Source organism: Gordonia zhenghanii, from assembly GCF_021738965.1.
Lineage (GTDB): Bacteria > Actinomycetota > Actinomycetes > Mycobacteriales > Mycobacteriaceae > Gordonia > Gordonia zhenghanii.
In genome coordinates this window covers 92,859-107,104 of the sequence record NZ_JAKKOQ010000007.1, presented here as the reverse complement: position 1 = coordinate 107,104, position 14,246 = coordinate 92,859, and the positions used below count along the sequence as shown (strand labels likewise).

The following is a 14,246-nucleotide window of genomic DNA, read 5'->3' as shown; positions in this document are numbered from 1 at the left end:
CGAAGTGTTACGGGTTGATAAAAAAGGACGTCTCGGGTCACGCCGCCGTCGGCTGGTGGTCGTTCCCCGAGATTCACCCGACCACTGTATCGACCCCGGGTCGATGGTCATGCCGCCGGAGTGACGGGCATGCCCCGCGCGGCGAGTCGATCGGCGGCCTCACGCGCGCGACCTGCAGCGTCGTCCGGGTCGGGCCCGACCCCGGCGAGCATCGTCGCCGCAGCCCACTGCAACGGCAGCAACCCCCAGGTGTTGCAACGGTTCTCACAGTCGACGGCGATCGCCGCTGCTGTCCGGGTGTCGCCGTGTGCGGCGGTGACGGCAGCGCCGATGAGTTCGGTCTTGATCACGTGCCGCGGCGACGGCGCGTCGACGGCCACGTCGAGCGCACGCTGCCGCGGTTCGACCGCCCCGGGCGTGTCACCGGAGAAGAGGGCGAGTTCAGTCTCGACCCAGGCGTGCCGGAGACGGACCCGTCCGTCGGTAATCCACTCCCCTGCCCGACCCTCCCGATCGGCGAGCACTCCGCCTGCCCGCGCCAGCAGCGCGCGGGAAGCGCCGAAGTCGCCGACACCGAGGCCGTCGGCGGCGAGCCCGATCAGACCGTCGAGCCACGCGGCGAACGCCCAGTGGTCGTCGGCGTCTCGCGCACGCTCGGCGACAAGGCGACAGGCGCGTCCGTCGTCCGCGCGAGCCGCCGCATGACCGCCGGCCTGACGGACGAGCGACGCACGAGTAGACAGAGCGAGCGACGCCACCCGCGGATCTCTCGTCTCACGGACGAGGTCGTCCAACTCAGTCCGCGCGGCGGCCGCGTACCCACGAGCACCGAGATCGACCGCCGTCGCCCACGCTGAGGCGCCGTCGGGAGCAGACTGCGGTGCAGGCCACCACGGCGCGCTCGACCACCACGGAGAAATCGTCGAGCCCATTGGCCGCCTTTCACTTGAATATCGTCGACGCGAATAATTAAATTCACGTAACTACAGGTGATCATTCGGTGGACTCTCACCACCGACGGTTACCCGCGCTTTGCCTATCATTCATCTTTGACCGTCTGCCGAGTAGTCGTCGACGCGGCCACCGAACGCGACCAGCACGCTACGGCATACACCCATGAAGACCATATCGATGCAGGTCAGCGCCGGATAGACGCGCCAGTCGGAGCCCTAATACACGACAGTTCTCGTACCCAGAAACCGTGAGGTTCAATACACCCCAATCGTTCACCGAGAACCACTTAAACAACGAGGAAAACCCTGCCAATCGACGTTTGACTCACTTTTCATTAGCGCCCTACCGTGAGCACAGACGACAGAGTCTTGTACGAGAAGTAGGAGCATCAGATTGATCACCACACTCGACCGACTGCCCGGACCGAACTCCGATTTCTGGGACTGGCAGATGCACGGCAGCTGCCGCGGACTCGATTCTTCAGTCTTCTTCCACCCCGAGGGCGAACGCGGCCAGGCCCGCGCCCAGCGTGAGCGTCTCGCCAAGCAGGTGTGCGCCGAGTGCCCCGTGCTGACGCAGTGCCGCTCGCACGCACTGGCCGTCGACGAGCCCTACGGCATCTGGGGCGGCCTCACCGAGGCCGAGCGCAACCTGATGCGTCGGCGTACACCGGAGCGTCGGATGGGTCGGGCTTCGTAGGGGGTCTCGACTTCGCTCGACCGGCCGTGGGGGTCGACCGGCGGTAGTGGTCTCGACTCCGCTCGACCAGCGGTAAGTAGCGCTCGACCAGCGGTGGGGGTCTCGACTTCGCTCGACCGGCAAAAGGCGCTCGACCGGCAGAAGAAGCTCGGCCAGCGGTAAGCAGATGACAACGACGACGCCCCGCCGGAAACCGGCGGGGCGTCGTCGTTGTGAAGCTGGGGTCAGCTGACCACTGCGAGGATGTCGCGGGCCGAGAGGATCAGGTAATCCTCGCCGGCGTACTTGACCTCGGTGCCGCCGTACTTGCTGTAGATGACGACGTCGCCCTCGGCGACGTCGACGGGGACGCGGTTGCCCTGCTCGTTGACGCGACCCGGTCCGACTGCCACAATCTTGCCCTCAGAGGGCTTTTCCTTGGCGGAATCGGGGATGACCAGGCCAGAAGCAGTGGTGGTCTCTGCTTCGACGGTCTGGACAAGGATCTTGTCTTCAAGCGGCTTGATGTTCACGCTCGCCACGATGTCATTCCTTTGCATTCGTGTATTGAATAACGTTCGCGGCTCTTGAAGGCGCACCACCACGTCGTCGCGGGTGCCGCGGCGGGAGCGCCAGAGCCAACTAGCACTCTACCCATGCGAGTGCCAGCTCTCAACACCTGGCGGTAGTTTCGGTCACAGTTTGCTGATCTGTACCGACATGCCGGGGTCGGTGGCCACGGTCAACGGCGACGCCGGAGCCCCGCCGCCGATCACGTGGGCGCCGAGCGTCGCGACCATGACTCCGTTGTCGGTGCACAGTCGCGGTTTGGGAACGCGCAGGTCGATGCCTGCTTTTGCGGTCCGCTCCTGCGCCAGCGACCGGATCCGCGAGTTGGCGGTCGCACCGCCGCCGAGCACCAGGGTGCTCACCTCACGCGCCTGGCACGCACGGATCGCCTTGGCAGTCAAGACATCTGCGACAGCTTCCTGGAACGACGCCGCGACATCGGGCACCGACACCTCGCGGCCGTCGCGGACCTCGCGCTCCACGAAACGCGCCACTGCGGTCTTGAGGCCGGAGAAGGAGAAGTCGTACGGGGCGTCGCGGGGGCCGGTCATGCCGCGCGGGAACCCGATGGCCGTCGGGTCGCCCTCTTGCGCGGCGGCGTCGAGCGCCGGACCGCCCGGGTAGCCGAGGTCCAACAGTCGGGCCACCTTGTCGAACGCCTCGCCTGCCGCGTCGTCGACGGTGGTCCCCATCTCGACGATCGGCTGCGACAAGTCGTCGATGCCGAGCAGGTGGGTGTGACCGCCCGAGACGAGCAGCGCGACGGACGACGGCATCGGCCCGTGTTCGAGGGTGTCGACGGCGACATGGCCGCCGAGGTGGTTCACCGCGTACAGCGGAACGTCCCACGCGAGCGCGTACGCCTTGGCCGCGGCGACACCGACCAGGAGCGCGCCGGCCAAGCCCGGTCCGATGGTCACGGCGATCGCGTCGGGCCGGTCGATCCCGGCGGCTTCGCGGGCCCGCGTCATGGTCGGCACCATCGCCTGCAGGTGGGCGCGCGACGCCACTTCGGGGACGACGCCGCCGTACCGGGCGTGCTCGTCGACGCTGGAGGCCACCTCGTCGGCCAACAGGGTCGCCGTCTCGCCGTCCCAGTCGACGACGCCGACGCCGGTCTCGTCGCACGAACTCTCGATGCCCATCACGATCACGAGTGGTCCTCCTTCGCGGGCTGCTCCCCCGCGGGCGGACGCACCATCGTGTAGGCGTCCGCGCCGGAGGGCTGATAGTAGTTGCGCCGAGTCCCGGCGACCGTGAAGCCGTTGCGTTCGTACAGCGCGATCGCGGTCGCGTTGTCGGTGCGGACTTCGAGGAACACGGCCGCGTCCTCTCGGTCGGCGACGTCGAGCAGCGCGGCGAGCAAGTCCCGTCCGTATCCGTGGCCTTGGTACTCCGGGTCGACGGCGATCGTGTGGACCTCGCATTCGCGGTCCCCGACCCGACCGAGCACGCTGACGCCCGCGTAGCCGACGAGCGTCCCGTCGTCTGCGCGCGCGGCGAAGTACTGGTTGTGGTCGGCGCGCAGCTCGGCGACGAAGCCGGCGAGCGGCCACGGCGAGTCGCCCGCGAACATCTGCGCTTCGAGCTCCGCGCAGCGCGGCAGATCGGACGGCGTCAGCGCACTGATGCGGTTATCAGGCACCGTCGGTCACCGGCAACAGCGACTTGCGACGCTGGTCCTTCAACTCGACGGCGTCGGGACGACGCAGGTACATCGGCTCCAGCGGACCCGGAGCGGTGCCGCCTGCGATGTCGGGGAACGCCGCGGCGGCGAGGGCGTCGACCGTCGGATAGGTGGCGCCGATCTCCGGTACGCGGCCTGCGGCGATCGGTTCGGTGAACGTCGGCGGCCCCACCACGAGGGCGACAGGCTCCTGCGCGACGGCCTCGGCGACTGTCGCGGGTGCCGCGACCTCCGGGCCCGCGACCCGCTGTCCGACGGAGTACCGCGCCCAATAGACCTCGCGGCGACGCGCGTCGGTCACCACGAGCGCGGACGCACCGTCGGCGACGGCGGCGAGCGCATCGAGTGAGCAGACGCCGTATACCGGCAGGCCGAGCGCGTCGCCGTACGCCGACGCCGTCGCGAGTCCCACCCGCAGGCCGGTGAACGGTCCGGGACCCACGCCGACGACCACGGCGTCGAGGTCGGCTCCGGCGACCGATGCCTCGTCGAGCACCTCGCTGATGAGGGTCGTCAGAATCTCGGCGTGCCGACGGTGGTCGTGGACGGTGCGCTCGGCGAGCGTCGTCGGGGCGCCGACGGCCGGCAACCGCACCACCCCGGTGACGACCGTCTCGGTGGCCGTGTCGATCGCCAATACCGTTCGCGTCAGAACGGTCCGCTCACCGCTCATGTGCTCACCCACTCCCACACGGCGCGCCGTGTCTCGGAATCGTCGTCGCGGCGCAGTCGCACCAGCAGATGTTCGTCGGTCAGTCGTTCGGCGACGCCTTCGCCCCACTCGACGACCACCACGCTGTCGGCGAGATCGGTGTCGAGGTCGAGCGCGTCGAGGTCGTCGAGGGTCGCGGTCCCGTTCGCGTCGGCGAGACGATACGCGTCGACGTGGATCATGCCGGGCCGTCCGTCGCCGCCGGACGCGTGCTGGCGGGCGATGATGAACGTCGGCGACGACACGCGCCCGGTGACGCCCAGACCGGCGCCGATCCCGCGGGTGAGGGCGGTCTTCCCCGCGCCGAGCGGACCGTCGAGGATCACCAGGTCGCCCGCCCGCAGGTCTGCGGCGAGTTCGCGCCCCAACGCTTCGGTGTCGGCGGTGTCGGGCAGATCGCGGCTCCCGCCGAGTCGGTCAGTCATCGCCTGCCTGCCCGACCGATTCGGTGGTCCGCTTACGCGTGCGACTGCGTGCGGGGGTCAATGGTCGTCCCAACGCGAGGCGCGAGCGCGACACGAGGTCGTCGATGCCGTCGTCGACCAGGTCGGGCGCCTCGATCGGGAGCATGTGTCCGCACCCCTCGGCGACGACCAACCGCGAGTCGGCTCCGAGTTCGGCGTACATGCGCAGCGAGTTGGGCAGCGGTGTCAGGCGGTCGTAGTCGCCGGCGATGACGACGGTCGGCACCTGTGCGAGGACGGGCAGCGCCGTCGACTCGTCGTGGCTCTCCAACGCCTTGAGGAAGTTCACCATAGTGCCGATGTGGGTGTTCTGGATCATCTTCTCCACGGCGCGGCCCGCGGCGGGACTGTAGTAGTCGGGTCCGAAGCTCGCCGCGATGAGCACGGGTTCCACTGCGCGGCGGGTGAATCCGCGTCCGGCTTGGACGGCGCGCGGAACGTAGCGGACCGAGAGTCGCAGGGCGTCGACGATCGGATTGTTCAGACCTTCGCCGAGCCCGGTCTCGGTGATCCCGCGGACCGCCGTCGACACGAGGCCGACGCCCGCGATGCGCCCGCGGTGGCCGAACAGGTTCGAGTGCCTGCGGGCGAGCGACATGATCGACATGCCGCCCATCGAATGCCCGACGAGGATCACCGGCCCGGTCGGCGCCATGGCTCGGATGACGGCGTCGAGGTCGTCACCGAGCTGCGCCATCGTCGAACTGGGACGCGACACCAGATCGCTGGCGCCGTGCCCGCGCTGGTCGAAGAACACCATCTTGATGCGGCGGTCGGCCCACCGTTGCGCGAGGCCGTACCGCTGGAAGTGCCAGGACGCCATCCGCAGCGTGAAGCCGTGGACGAAGATCACCGTGAGTTCGGGGGTCGACGTGCGTCCCCACGACTGTCCGTCCGCGTCGATCTCCGGTCCGGTGGTCACCGAGCGGACCGCGAGAGCGACACCGTCGTCGGCGGTCACGGTTGACGCCTCGTCGCGGTACATCGCGGTGAAGTCGACGTCACGGTGCGGATCGATCCCGGTGGTCCGGCGGACGCGGCGGCGCCGCACCACACCGCCGGCCACGTCTTTGCCGAGCGTGCCGACCTGCGCGAGCCCCGATCGCCATGCCGGTCGAACCCGTTCGCTGCGTTCATCCATGTGCATCCCCCTGAGTGTGGCCCGCCGCTGCACACTCCGGCTGCGCGGCAGCCGGTCCCCCTGTGTAGCGGCGCTCCGGTCGTGAACCGATCCGCGAGACGATCTCGTAGTCGATGGTGCCGAGCGCGTCGGCCCAGTCGGTGGCAGTCGGCACCGGCGCGCCGCCGGCTGCGGACGCGGGTCCGAACAGCACGGCGCGATCGCCTTCGCGAACGCCCCCGCCGTCGGGCCCGAGGTCGACCACCAGTTGATCCATGCAGATGCGGCCGACGTTCGGGAACAGCCGGTCGCCGATGTGGACCTGCAGCTTGCCGGACAGCATCCGCGGCACGCCGTCGGCGTATCCAGCCGGGATCACACCGATCACGGTGTCCGACGGCGCATGCCAGGTGTGGTTGTAAGAGACGCCCTGCCCCGAGTCGGCCTTCTTGACCATCGTGACCTGGGACTCCAGAGTCATCGCCGGGATCAGACCGAAGTCGCCCATCGACGGGATCGGCGAGTAGCCGTACATCGCGATGCCCGGACGAACCAGATCACGCGAGAGGTCCGGGCGAGTAAGGGCGGCAGGCGAATTGGACATGTGCACCACCGCGGGCGGCGCACCGAGCCTGGTGAGGTCGGCGACGGCCGCGTCGAGCCGCTGTGCCTGGAGATCGTTGTGCGGATGGTCGGGTTCGTCGCCGAATGCCAAGTGGCACATCACGCCGTGGAGTTCGACGGCCCCGTCGGCGACGGCGCGCGCGATGTCGGCGGCGGCGTCGTCCCACTCCTCGCGGGCGACGCCGCTGCGACCGAGCCCGGTGTCGACCTTCACCGACACGATCGCGCGCGTCCCTGCGGCGCGGGCCGCGTCGAGCACCGCTGCCAGCTGACGTCGAGACGAGACGGCGATGTCGATGCCGTCGGCGACGGCCCCGGCGAAGTCGGCGTCGGGCCGGTGCAGCCACGCGGTGATGTGTCCGGTGAGTCCGCCTGCCCGCAGTTCCCGAGCCTCGCGGATGCTCGCGGTGCCCAGCGACTGCGCACCCGCGGTCAGGGCGGTGCGGGCCACCGGCAGTGCGCCGTGTCCGTATCCGTCGGCCTTGACCACGGCGATGACCCCGGCGCCGGAACGCTCGCGGAGAACTCCCACGTTGTGCGCGATGGCGTCGAGGTCGACGGTGGCGATCAGATTTGCAGTGGTCATCACTTCTATTGTCGCAAATGCATCAGTTCGCGCAGCGCTGGCGCGACCGCTGCGACGAGGTCGGACGCTCCGATCGGTGCTCCACCGCTCGCCAGCGCGGCGGCGCGCGCATGCAACCGCGCCGCAAACGTTCCGGCCTCGCGTGGCGCTCGACCTGCGGCGAGAAGTGCTCCGGCGATGCCCGACAGGACGTCGCCCGACCCGGCGGTGGCCGCCCAGGACGAGCCCGCGTCCGTGGCCCACGTCTCGCCGTCGGGGTCGGCGACGAGCGTGACACGACCCTTGAGCAGGATCGTCGCGCCCAGGTCAGCGGCCAGAATTCGGACCGCCGCGAGACGGTCTGTGTCGAGAAGGTCGGCGGCCGCGCTGCCCACAGCGCGGACGAGCCGCGCGAACTCACCGGCGTGCGGAGTCAGCAGAACGGGCGCCGATCGGGACCGGACCATGTCCCGGAGCGCGGCGTCGCCAGCGAGGACGGTCAGCCCGTCCGCATCGACGAGAACCGGCACATCGTCGGCGAAGACACGACTCAGCAGGTCCGCCGCCGCATCATCGGTGCCGGCGCCGGGACCGAACACCCAGGCCTGCACTCGTCCGGCGTCGGCGAAATCGGTGACGGCGACCGCCTCGGGGCGGTGTGCGAGGACATGTTCAGCCGCCGGGCCGACGTACCGCGTCAGGCCCGAGGTTGCCGCGATGGCGGCGGTCGTGGCGAGCACCGCGGCGCCCGGATACCGCGTCGAACCGGCGATGATGCCGACGACGCCTTGCGAGTACTTGTCGTCAGTCGGTCCGGGCAGCGGCCACGCGTCGGCGGTCTCGACGTCGGACGGAGAGACGAGTTCTGGGCGCTCGGGTTCGGGAATCCCGATGTCGCGCACCGTGATCTCCCCGCACGACGGCGCCGCGTACAGGTGCGCGAGACGGCGCAGCGAGAACGTGACGGTCGCGTCCGCACGTACCGACGGGGTGTGGACCTTCCCGGTGTCCGGGTCCACGCCGGACGGAACGTCGACGGCCACGACGGGGACGCGTGCCGATGCGACGTCGGCCATGACGGTCGCGGCGGGCTCACGCAGCGGACCATGCCCGCCGAGGCCGACGATCGCGTCCACCACGAGGTCGGCGTCGGCCGCGGTGTCGGTCAGGGTTCCGCCCGCCGCCCGGAAGTCGGCGAGGCCGCCGGCGTGTGCCCGCTCGGGCGCGGTGAGGACGGCACGTACCCGGACCCCGCGTCGACGCAGGTGCCGGGCCGCGTAGAGGGCATCGCCGCCGTTGTCGCCTGCGCCGACCACGAGCACCACGGTGGTGCCGTAGACGTGGCCGCAGCGTCGTCGCAGTTCGTCGAGGACGGTCGACGCGAGACCGTAGGCGGCCCGCGCCATCAGCACACCGTCGGTCAGCAGCGGTCCGGTGGCGCGTTCAGCGTCCCGGATCGCGTCCGCGGTGTGGTATCCGATCACGACGGGTTCGCCATCGCTACTCGACGGTGACCGACTTGGCCAGGTTTCGCGGCTTGTCGACGTCGTACCCGCGCGATTGCGCGACGGTCGCGGCGAACACCTGCAACGGCACCGTGGACACCAGCGGCTGCAGGAGCGTCGGCGTCGCCGGGATCGGGATCAGGTGGTCGGCGACGGCGGCCGCGGCCTCGTCGTCGGGTTCGGCGATCACGATGGTCGTGGCACCGCGCGCCTGGATCTCGCGGATGTTGCTGACCATCTTGGAGTGCAGCAGCGCGCGACCGGTCGGCGACGGCATCACGATGATCACCGGGAGACCGTCCTCGATCAGCGCGATCGGACCGTGCTTGAGCTCGCCGGCAGCGAATCCCTCGGCGTGGATGTACGCGAGCTCCTTGAGCTTCAACGCGCCCTCGAGCGCCACCGGGTAGCCCACGTGACGGCCCAGGAACAGGACCGTGTCGCTCGACGCGAACTCGCGGGCCAACTCGCGGACCGGCTCCATCTGCTCCAGGACGGTGCTGACCGCTGCCGGGATCTGCTCGAGCTCAGTGAACTCGCGGATCACCTCGTCCTGGTACTTGGTGCCGAGCGCCTGCGCGAGAGCCAGCCCGACCAGGTAGGCGGCGGCGATCTGCGCGAGGAAGCACTTGGTGGACGCGACGCCGATCTCCGGGCCGGCGTGCGTGTACAGCACTGCGTCGGACTCGCGCGGGATCTGGGCTCCGTTGGTGTTGCAGATCGCGAGGACGCGCGCCTTCTGGTCCTTGGCGTGGCGGACCGCCTCGAGGGTGTCCGCCGTCTCGCCCGACTGGCTGATCGCGACGACGAGCGTCGACCGACCCAGAACCGGGTCGCGGTAACGGAATTCGCTGGCGAGCTCCACTTCGACGGGCAGGCGCGTCCAGTGCTCGATCGCGTACTTGGCGATCAGGCCTGCGTGGTACGCCGTACCGCAGGCGACGACGAAGACCTTGTCGACGTCGCGCAGATCCTGGTCGGTCAGACGCTGCTCGTCCAGGACGATGCGACCGTCCTGCAGATGCCCCGACATGGTGCTCTGGAGTGCTTCGGGCTGCTCGGCGATCTCCTTGAGCATGAAGTAGTCGTAGCCGCCCTTCTCGGCGGCGGCGAGGTCCCAGTCGATGTGGAACGGGGTGCCGCCGGTCGCGGCGCCGTCGAAGTCGGTGATCGTGTAGCTGTCGGCGGTGATGACGACGACCTCGTCCTGCCCGAGCTCCACGGCGTCGCGCGTGTGCTCGATGAACGCGGTCACGTCCGACGCGACGAACATCTCGCCGTCGCCGACGCCCACGACGAGCGGGGTGGAACGACGCGCCGCGACGATCGTGCCCGGATGGTCGGAGTGCGTGAACACGAGCGTGAACGCGCCTTCGAGGCGACGCAGGGTCGCGTAGGCGCTCGCCACGAAGTCGCCCGCGTTGTCACCGGAGGTGTATTCGCGTTCGAGCAGGTGCGCGGCGGTCTCGGTGTCGGTCTCCGACAGGAACTCGACGCCTGCGTTCTCGAGTTCGGCGCGCAGCGGCGAGTAGTTCTCGATGATGCCGTTGTGGACGACGGCGAGCTTGCCGTCCGCGCTCACATGCGGATGGGCGTTGCGGTCGGTCGGCTTGCCGTGCGTCGCCCACCGCGTGTGGCCGATGCCGGTGGAGCCGCGCAGCGAGTCGGCTCCGACCTCGGCGATCTGCTTGTCGAGGTTCTCCAGCCTGCCGGCCTTCTTCTCGACTGCCAGGCCTCCGTCACCGTCCAGAATGGCGACTCCGGCCGAGTCGTAGCCTCGGTACTCCATCCGACGCAAAGCGTCCACGACGATGTCCAACGCGGGACGGGCGCCGACGTATCCAACGATTCCGCACATGACTCAAAAGAGTACCGGCTACTCCTTGGGAGGCTTCGCTCCCAGGAGTTGTGACAGGTGGTCCAGCGCGGCGGGCTCGGCGTCGTCGGCCGATGTGGCGACTGCTTCGCCCATCGTCTTGTCCGAATCGGAGAACGCCGCGTACCGGTCGTCGCCACCCAGCGTGTGCAGGAGATACCCCGTGAGCTGGGCGCGGACCGCGCGGTGGGTGGCCTTGTCCGCGCCGTTGACGCCGAGGAGCGACTTGATGCCGCGCTTCTCGAGCAGGCCGCGGTTGTCGGCGTCCTCGATGGTGCGTAACACCACATCGCCGCCGAGCGACTCTGCCAGCGCGAGCGCGTTTCCGGTCATCGAGTCGAGCTGTCCGCCCGCGGCGAGCACGAGCGACTGCGCGGTGACCGTCTTGGCGGTCGGCAGCAGGTCGGCCGTGGTCGGCGCCGGGAACAGTGCGGTGAGCGAACGCGGTTCGACCGGCGGACGGCCCAACAGGACGGTGTCCGCCGCTGCACGGACCGCGGCGGCCGCGCCGAAGCCGTGCCCCGCGACGCCGACGCGGTGCGGGTCGACGGAGATGGCGCCGTTGCCGAGGCGGACGCTGCGCAGCACGGTGACGGCCGCGCGCAGGTCGGTGGCGAGCTCGATGTCCGATGGGAAGACGCCGTCCTGGCTGTCCGGGAGAGCGACGACGATCCCCCACGATGCGAGGTGGTAGACGAGGTCGCGGTACCGCGGACTCGATGCGAGCCAGTCGTGCGCGAGCGCCACAGCGGGCAGCTTATTCCCGGTACGCGGCCCGAAGATCTGGCCACTCATTCCGACGATGCGGAGGTCGCCGCGGTCCACCTTGTTGGGTCCACGTCGAGTGAGTTCTGCCATCAGTTTGTCGGGCGGCGGAGCCACCAGTTTCTTCCCGAACACGGTTCCTACCCTAACCCGCCGACGTCCGGGCACCCCGCTGACACGGCCCGTCGGGTCGATGCGGACGATTCAGTCCGGGCGATCATCGCCGGGCACGCCGCCCGATCGCCGGTCCGAGAAGCGGCGCGATCACCGTGTCGTCGTTGGTAGCGATGGCACAGGGGTTCGTGGTGCGCGTGTGTTGTCGAAGCAGATAGCGGCGTTCGGCGTCGTCGAGTGCATCGGCCGCAGCGTCGGCGGTCCGTGCGATCCGGCCGGCTGCGCTCATCGCCCGCCTGCCAGAACGAGTTCGCCCGCCGACGTCGCGGCGTCGCTCGTCACAGCGCTCACCACATCGGCTAACGCGTGGGTCACGGTGCGGCCGACGGCGTCCGCGTACTCGATGCGTGCGATCAGTTCGGCCCGTACGTCGTCACGTGCCACCGACCCCGCCGCAACGGCGGCCTGCAGAGCATCGACGTCAGTGCCCGCGACCGTCCGGTCGCAGACCGTCTCCATGGCGCGTGCGTACCGCCCGACGACGTCGACGACCGTCGAGGCCGCTGTGTCGAGAGCCGTCGCCGTCTCGTGGATCTCGGCGACGGCCGCGTCCACCCCCGCTGTCGCCGACGCGAGGACGACGCCCGCGGCGTCGCCGCTCCGGCCCGACCACAGCTCCCCGAACGAGACTCCCGTCGATGCTGCGGGGGCGAGACGGTCCACCGTCATCCGCAGGCGCACAGCGTCTGAGGCGAGGGCGTCGGCGTCGAACGCCTCGACGTCGTGGTGCGGTGCACGGACGACAGCCGCGTCGTAGGTGATGAGCCCCATTCCCGCCCCGACGTCGAGGATCGAGATCAGGTCGTCGATCATTGCCCGCTCCGGAGTCCGTGCGCGACGGCGTCGTCCGCAGACGACAGTTCGGCGGCATGGCGTCGGACCCGCCCCGCGGCATCGTCGACCCCGGTGGCGGCGTGTTCGAGGCGGTCGGCGAGAGCAGCCAGACGAGCGTCGAGTCCGGTGTCCCGACCGTCTCGCCACCACGCGCCGAACCCGCCTGCGCGCAGTTCCGCGACGCAGTCCCCCGCATCCGACGCGAGCGTCGCTCGCCGCACCGTATGGTCGATCAATCCGTCAGAGTCGACGTGGACGCCCGCCATCTGCCTCATACTCTTTTGACGCAGCAGACGACGGCGCGGTTCCACGAGGCGCCCGCCGGGCGTGTCGGATCTAGACGACGTCCCGTCAGATGTCGGCGACTACCGCGGCCACTCGCTCGGCGATGCCGCGGGCGTCCTCGGGGGTACCCGCTTCGACCATCACGCGGACGAGCTGTTCGGTTCCCGAGGGACGCAACAGGATTCGGCCCGACCCGTTGAGTTCGCGCTCGGCGATCGACACGGCGTCCCGTACGGCGCTCGCCGACGACACTGCGTGCTTGTCGCTGACAGGAACGTTGATGAGCTCCTGCGGGAGAACGGTGACGACGTTCGCGAGATCGGCGAGGCGTTTGCCGGTCGACGCGACCCGGGCTCCGAGACGCAGCCCGGTGAGCACGCCGTCGCCGGTGGTGCCCGCTGCCGGGATCACGATGTGCCCCGACTGCTCGCCGCCCAACGCGTAGCCGCCCTTGCGGAGTTCTTCGAGGACGTAGCGGTCGCCGACACCGGTCACCTTCATCTCGATGCCGGCGTGGCGCATCGCGATGTGGAGGCCGAGATTGCTCATCACGGTCGCGACCAGCACGCCGTCGGTGAGCTCGCCGCGCTCATGCATGTCGAGCGCGAGGATCGCCATGATCTTGTCGCCGTCGACGACGGCGCCCGTCGAGTCGACCGCGAGGCAACGGTCGGCGTCGCCGTCATGCGCGAGACCGAAATCGGCTCCGTGCTCGAGGACGGCGGCCTGCAGCACGTCGAGGTGCGTCGAACCGCAGCGGTCGTTGATGTTGAGTCCGTCGGGATCGCAGTTGATCGCGATGACCGTCGCACCCGCCGCCTCGTAGGCGTGCGGACCGACCGTCGACGCGGCGCCGTTCGCGCCGTCGACCACGATCGTCAGACCTTCGAGCGAGCCGTCGACCGACCGCGCGAGGTGACTCAGGTACCGGGCTTCGGCGTCGGGAGCGTCATGCAGACGCCCGACTCCCGCACCGGTCGGACGCGGCACCGAAGCGTCCATCACCGCTTCGATCGCGTCCTCGACATGGTCGGCCAGCTTGTGGCCGCCTGCCGCGAAGAACTTGATGCCGTTGTCCGGCATCGGATTATGGGACGCGGAGATCATCACGCCGAAGTCGGCGTTGTAGTCCGCTGTCAGGAACGCGACCGCAGGCGTCGGCACGACGCCGACCCGGATCGCGTCCGCACCGGCGGCCGCGAGACCCGCGCAGAGCGCGGACTCGAGCAGTTCGCCGGAAGCTCGGGGGTCTCGACCGACCACGACCCGTGGCCTGGCTTGCGCCGCGTCGGTGGACCGGGAGTTCGCATGTGCACCGAGAACAGAAACGGCGGCCGAAGCCAGGCGCAACGCCAGCTCTGCAGTGAGCTGGTCGTTGGCCCGGCCTCGGACGCCGTCGGTGCCGAAAAGGCGTGCCACAGTAGCGAAGTCGC

16 protein-coding genes are annotated in these 14,246 nt (G+C 69.6%); 1 reads left to right on the top strand and 15 read right to left on the bottom strand.

Going from position 1 to position 14,246, the window contains the following annotated elements; genetic code table 11:
* Positions 1-107 precede the first annotated feature (107 nt).
* Positions 108-932, bottom strand: coding sequence for a hypothetical protein (locus tag L5G32_RS09190; RefSeq protein ID WP_237010737.1), 825 nt, complete (start codon positions 930-932; stop codon positions 108-110).
* A gap of 472 nt (positions 933-1,404) precedes the next feature.
* Here L5G32_RS09190 and L5G32_RS09185 point away from each other — a divergent pair, with 472 nt between their 5' ends.
* The gene (locus tag L5G32_RS09185) at positions 1,405-1,653 is read left to right on the top strand and encodes a WhiB family transcriptional regulator (protein WP_265738875.1); all 249 of its coding nucleotides are present in this window, start codon (positions 1,405-1,407) and stop codon (positions 1,651-1,653) included.
* 224 nt (positions 1,654-1,877) lie between these two features.
* On the opposite strand, the gene groES is transcribed toward L5G32_RS09185, so the two are convergent.
* The 14 genes from groES to glmM all read right to left on the bottom strand — a co-directional run bounded on the left by groES (position 1,878) and on the right by glmM (position 14,232).
* Positions 1,878-2,174, bottom strand: coding sequence for a co-chaperone GroES (gene groES / locus L5G32_RS09180; RefSeq protein WP_237010736.1), 297 nt, complete (start codon positions 2,172-2,174; stop codon positions 1,878-1,880).
* Between the two features lie 153 nt (positions 2,175-2,327).
* Positions 2,328-3,356: a tRNA (adenosine(37)-N6)-threonylcarbamoyltransferase complex transferase subunit TsaD gene (tsaD, locus tag L5G32_RS09175; protein WP_237010735.1), complete on the bottom strand. Its 1,029-nt coding sequence runs from the start codon at positions 3,354-3,356 to the stop codon at positions 2,328-2,330.
* Entirely contained in the window at positions 3,353-3,847 is a 495-nt protein-coding gene (gene rimI / locus L5G32_RS09170) for a ribosomal protein S18-alanine N-acetyltransferase (RefSeq protein ID WP_308192026.1), read from the bottom strand. Before rimI ends, tsaD begins: the two co-directional genes overlap by 4 nt.
* The gene (gene tsaB / locus L5G32_RS09165; protein ID WP_237010734.1) at positions 3,840-4,562 is read right to left on the bottom strand and encodes a tRNA (adenosine(37)-N6)-threonylcarbamoyltransferase complex dimerization subunit type 1 TsaB; all 723 of its coding nucleotides are present in this window, start codon (positions 4,560-4,562) and stop codon (positions 3,840-3,842) included. Before tsaB ends, rimI begins: the two co-directional genes overlap by 8 nt.
* Positions 4,559-5,026 (bottom strand): tRNA (adenosine(37)-N6)-threonylcarbamoyltransferase complex ATPase subunit type 1 TsaE, encoded by a 468-nt coding sequence (gene tsaE, locus L5G32_RS09160; RefSeq protein ID WP_237010733.1) that lies wholly within the window; start codon positions 5,024-5,026, stop codon positions 4,559-4,561. Before tsaE ends, tsaB begins: the two co-directional genes overlap by 4 nt.
* On the bottom strand, positions 5,019-6,206 hold the full coding sequence (locus L5G32_RS09155) for an alpha/beta fold hydrolase (protein WP_237010732.1): 1,188 nt from the start codon (positions 6,204-6,206) through the stop codon (positions 5,019-5,021). The genes tsaE and L5G32_RS09155 overlap by 8 nt, the downstream gene beginning before the upstream one ends.
* Positions 6,199-7,395 carry an alanine racemase gene (gene alr, locus L5G32_RS09150; protein WP_237010731.1) on the bottom strand — a complete coding sequence of 399 codons (1,197 nt, stop codon included), beginning with the start codon at positions 7,393-7,395 and terminating at the stop codon, positions 6,199-6,201. Before alr ends, L5G32_RS09155 begins: the two co-directional genes overlap by 8 nt.
* Before the next feature lie 5 nt (positions 7,396-7,400).
* The gene (locus L5G32_RS09145) at positions 7,401-8,858 is read right to left on the bottom strand and encodes an NAD(P)H-hydrate dehydratase (RefSeq protein WP_237010730.1); all 1,458 of its coding nucleotides are present in this window, start codon (positions 8,856-8,858) and stop codon (positions 7,401-7,403) included.
* Positions 8,859-8,874: 16 nt separating this feature from the next.
* Complete coding sequence (gene glmS, locus L5G32_RS09140) at positions 8,875-10,737, bottom strand: glutamine--fructose-6-phosphate transaminase (isomerizing) (protein WP_237010729.1); 1,863 nt, start codon at positions 10,735-10,737, stop codon at positions 8,875-8,877.
* An 18-nt stretch (positions 10,738-10,755) separates the two neighbouring features.
* On the bottom strand, positions 10,756-11,655 hold the full coding sequence (locus L5G32_RS09135) for a dienelactone hydrolase family protein (protein ID WP_237010728.1): 900 nt from the start codon (positions 11,653-11,655) through the stop codon (positions 10,756-10,758).
* An 82-nt stretch (positions 11,656-11,737) separates the two neighbouring features.
* Positions 11,738-11,923, bottom strand: coding sequence for a hypothetical protein (locus L5G32_RS09130; protein WP_237010727.1), 186 nt, complete (start codon positions 11,921-11,923; stop codon positions 11,738-11,740).
* Positions 11,920-12,507, bottom strand: a complete 588-nt coding sequence (locus L5G32_RS09125; protein ID WP_237010726.1) for a hypothetical protein — start codon at positions 12,505-12,507, stop codon at positions 11,920-11,922. The genes L5G32_RS09130 and L5G32_RS09125 overlap by 4 nt, the downstream gene beginning before the upstream one ends.
* Positions 12,504-12,803, bottom strand: a complete 300-nt coding sequence (locus L5G32_RS09120; protein ID WP_237010725.1) for a hypothetical protein — start codon at positions 12,801-12,803, stop codon at positions 12,504-12,506. Before L5G32_RS09120 ends, L5G32_RS09125 begins: the two co-directional genes overlap by 4 nt.
* Positions 12,804-12,879: 76 nt before the next feature.
* Positions 12,880-14,232, bottom strand: a complete 1,353-nt coding sequence (gene glmM, locus L5G32_RS09115) for a phosphoglucosamine mutase (protein WP_237010724.1) — start codon at positions 14,230-14,232, stop codon at positions 12,880-12,882.
* Positions 14,233-14,246 lie beyond the last annotated feature (14 nt).